The organism is Xenorhabdus sp. NBAII XenSa04 (assembly GCF_963866145.1).
Classification (GTDB): Bacteria; Pseudomonadota; Gammaproteobacteria; order Enterobacterales; family Enterobacteriaceae; genus Xenorhabdus; species Xenorhabdus indica.
In genome coordinates this window covers 1-3744 of sequence record NZ_CAWMEB010000396.1, presented here as the reverse complement: position 1 = coordinate 3744, position 3744 = coordinate 1, and the positions used below count along the sequence as shown (strand labels likewise).

At 44.8% G+C, this 3744-nt stretch carries 5 protein-coding genes; 2 read left to right on the top strand and 3 right to left on the bottom strand.

The genetic code is table 11. The features are described from left to right. Positions 1-38: 38 nt before the first annotated feature. Complete coding sequence (locus AAC147_RS20175) at positions 39-245, bottom strand: hypothetical protein (protein WP_369793150.1); 207 nt, start codon at positions 243-245, stop codon at positions 39-41. 517 nt (positions 246-762) lie between these two features. On the opposite strand from AAC147_RS20175, the gene AAC147_RS20170 reads away from it, so the two are divergent. Together AAC147_RS20170 and AAC147_RS12905 are read left to right on the top strand one after the other, a co-directional pair. Continuing rightward, entirely contained in the window at positions 763-918 is a 156-nt protein-coding gene (locus AAC147_RS20170; protein ID WP_369793149.1) for a hypothetical protein, read from the top strand. Positions 919-1409: 491 nt separating this feature from the next. Beyond that, positions 1410-1739: a DUF459 domain-containing protein gene (locus AAC147_RS12905; RefSeq protein WP_156115360.1), complete on the top strand. Its 330-nt coding sequence runs from the start codon at positions 1410-1412 to the stop codon at positions 1737-1739. Here AAC147_RS12905 and AAC147_RS12900 read toward each other — a convergent pair. Both AAC147_RS12900 and AAC147_RS12895 read right to left on the bottom strand, forming a co-directional pair. Then, positions 1708-2469, bottom strand: coding sequence for an IS5 family transposase (locus AAC147_RS12900; protein WP_047681665.1), 762 nt, complete (start codon positions 2467-2469; stop codon positions 1708-1710). The two genes, AAC147_RS12905 and AAC147_RS12900, sit on opposite strands and share 32 nt — an antisense overlap. Before the next feature lie 369 nt (positions 2470-2838). Beyond that, complete coding sequence (locus tag AAC147_RS12895) at positions 2839-3738, bottom strand: IS982 family transposase (RefSeq protein WP_047681662.1); 900 nt, start codon at positions 3736-3738, stop codon at positions 2839-2841. Positions 3739-3744: the final 6 nt, after the last annotated feature.

The following is a 3744-nucleotide window of genomic DNA, read 5'->3' as shown; positions in this document are numbered from 1 at the left end:
TAAGCGAGCGGTATTACAGCTAGGCTGGGGGATACTTTTTATGCGGCCACGGTGGCTGCGGATGCTGGTGGTTTTTCTGCGTAGTAGGCGATGTTCTTGGTTCGTCTGCTTAGGGTGTCTATACCGACGATATTCAGCATTTTTGGGGTAGTATTGCGGGACTCAAAATAGTGGAATAGCTGGATCATGCAGCACTTCACCATCAACGGATCGATATCTTCTAAGTAGATTGAGACTTCTCTCAATGCCTCAGGACCGTGGCTCTTGATCAGGTTTTCCATCCAGTGAATGGCGTTGATGCCAGAGCCACAGCAGGGCTCATAGAAATCTGCCGAGGACTGTGAGCCAACAGTGAACGACAGCAGGCGGCCAATCTCTGGAGGGTGGGGAAGTAGTGGGTGCCTTTCTTGTGGAAGCCAGACATGCTCAGGACGTAGCCCAAAACATCGCTGGTGGGATCGCGCTTCATGGCGACAGACAGGACATGGGAAAGCTCGAAGGCGACCGACTGGAGCTCCTCCGGGATTTCTTCCCTGGCGGGAATAGACCAGTCTGCAAATACGCCCACTGGTCGATGAAGGCCTCAGCAAACCGAGAGGTGCCCATTCGGTAGCGAGACTGCTCAATGAGAGATAAAGCCTTAGATGTAATTTGTTGTGTTTCTGGTGACATAAGCGCTCCTGTTTGTTCTGACGAAACATTCAAGAGGTAGAAACGAAGAACCCCGCCGAAGAGAGGTCCTTCGCTTTCCTGGTCGCCTTAGTGCCGAAGCAAAGACGTCTTGATAAAGTCGGGACAACCGGACATTTCCCGGTCGATAAAGTCCTGACGTTTCGCCAGCGGCCATTTCATGAACGCCGCGAGCGGGATGCGCTTTTTCGTGTTAGTATTGCCTTGCAGCATAACAAAGCTCCTTAATTGCTTGATTGTGTTGTAAGGGCTGCAACGAAGGTCGAAGAGCGATGCCGCCCTTATTTATGATTTTTACAGCATCATAAAATAATATCAATGGTCAATAAAACGATACTAATAATCAGAACCACCCGCATAGCGGGTGGTTTTATGTTTAAGAAGCTAACGCATCTTAAACTGGCTAAAGCCATAAAATAAAAAACTTTCACATGTGAAAGTATCCACATTCCCCACCTCGCACGATCCCAACCTCCAAATAACTTGTCTATATGCCCAAAATGGGCGGTTAGTCGTTCTGTAGAAAGTAATTGTTAGTGAGATATTGATAGCTAGGATTACATTTCGGCAGGAGCTGTGGCGACGATTATCATCAGTCCTCTAAAGACGCTGGGTTGACTATCGAGCCATATGGCTGCTGTGACCTAAAGGCAAATATCAGTCATGTAGAGATGATCGATATTGAATTTATTGAACCAATTTCAGAGGAAGTGTATGCGATGAACATAATCAACAGAATTATCTTGACGCTGGCGTTCAGCGTGTTACTGAGTCCCCCCCTCTGGACGAAGATCCTATTTTTAGGGGACTCTCTCACACCGACCGTCAGTCAAGCTTATCAACGCCTCAGTGCTCAATCGGTTGAAGCCGAATATCGGGTCGGTTCAGGCTTACACAGCCAACGTCGGTTTGATTGGTTTCAACACATTGAGAAATTCGATTTGACACCTTATAACGAAATAGTGATTGTGATGGGTACAAACGACCTAGGGTCTGTTGACGTTTTGTGTTCATCATTTATTCTGACCACATGGGTAGCCAGACGATGACAAATGCCAGTGCCACCATACTGGCATAATTCCGTGCTAATTTATCGTATCTTGTTGCGATTGCACGAAAATGCTTAATTCTGGCAAACGCATTTTCCACTAAATGACGATAACGATATAAACCCTTATCAATCTTTTTATCCGATTTTCGGCTATTGTTCCGGTAGGGAATGACCGGTGTCGCGCCTTTTCGTTTGACGATTTCCCTGAAAGCTTCACTATCGTATCCTTTATCCGCAATAACAAAATCTGAAGTGGGAGATTGTGCAAGGAGACTTTCAGCATGAACGATATCATGTGTTTGTCCCCCGGAAAGCTCAAAATGGACAGGAAAACCGTAACTGTCTACGGCTAAATGGATTTTGGTTGAGAGTCCGCCACAACTTTTACCTATGGCCTCATTTTCCTCTGAGGCGGCGCCCGCACTATGCTGATGTGCACGGATAATACTGCCATCAATAAACAACCATTCAGTATCCGTGTCTTCAGACAACATTTGGAATAATAAATCAAAAACGCCTTTTTTTGACCAAGCATTAAAACGTCTGAATACGGAGTTCCATTTGCCAAATTTCTCCGGCAATTCACGCAATGGAATACCCGTTCTCATCCGGTAAAGAATGCCTTCGAAAGTCAGTCGGTGTTCCTCTTTATTGTAGATAAGCTCATTTTGTTGCATGAATAAAAATAGCTTATTCCACAAAGGAGCTGGTAACATAGTTCTTGGCATGATGTTCTCAAGGTAACGGTTTTTTGGCGAAAACAAGGATACCAGATCATCATGCCGTTCCAATTCCCCTCACAAAACATCCACAACCCCTAATTAAGCCAAAAGATATAATCCCTTATGTGCGTAAAGTATGGCAATTTGTTCGTGCGATACACCAAAAAAATCCGCGTGCCCGAATTGTTGGGTATCCCCTATTCCCTTGCTTAAGAGAGATGTAATGACCAGTACAGATATCAAAGTACCATTTAAATATTGTAAGATTGAGCGAGCAGCTAAGTTTCTTAAATGTGAAATATCAGATCTGATTAATGGTAGTGTTAATGGAAGATTATCTATTTGTCTTAAGCTAAATAAATGCGATGCTCGATTTTAACATCCTATAACATTGGCTTGTTGAAGCCAGTCGTGTTGATTTTTACCTTGTTTAAAATTGGCAAAAATGCCCAACGTATGAGAAAGCAGTTTTCTCGATATTCGATTACTCAAATGCCACAAATCCCGCGCCCAGCATTTCTCAATCGCGAATTGTCCGGCGAGTTGACCAATCACGGTTTCAATTAAACGGCGCTTGGTGTTAATCATTTTTCTCGTTTCCCTGGGGATGGGAGCATCCATATTGGTACGCACCGGGGTGATCATCTGAATGCCTTGTTTATTCATTTCTTGTTTAAATTCAACGCCTAAATACCCCTTATCACCGAGCAAATAGCCTTTTATCGGAGCCACTAAATCCCAAGCAGCCTCACGTTCACTGCCACTAGCAGGTGTCAATGTTATTCCCGTCACTATGCCGATTTCATCTATCATCAGATGCCCCTTAAAGCCGTAGTAAGTTTCGTTCTTGGCGGCACAGTACCCATAATCGGCTTGCCCTTTGAAGTTAGCGCTCCCTTTAGCTCTTTTGAACCCACAGACTGGCAGCGGAAATCCGTCGATAATATGTACCGGCCTGTCGAATGCGCCCAATAATATCGCCAGCTTTTCTTGCAGTTTTTGTTTGACAACCCAAATATTTGAGGCTTGTTTGGCAAAATTGGCGCGTGAACCGAGTTCTGGAAACCACTCACGCCAGTGGTGACAAAAATACGTCCAAATCCCTTTATCTGTTGAAAAACCTAAGAATTCACCAATCACTTCCATCGTGATGACTTCTGCGTCACTCAGCTTGGGTGGGCTTCCCCGGCTTCTCAACCGTGTGCCTTGCTGCAACGCTGTTAAATTACCCTCTACCCAATAAAACACCCAAATGATAAAGTCTTGCTGTGACATAGCCTT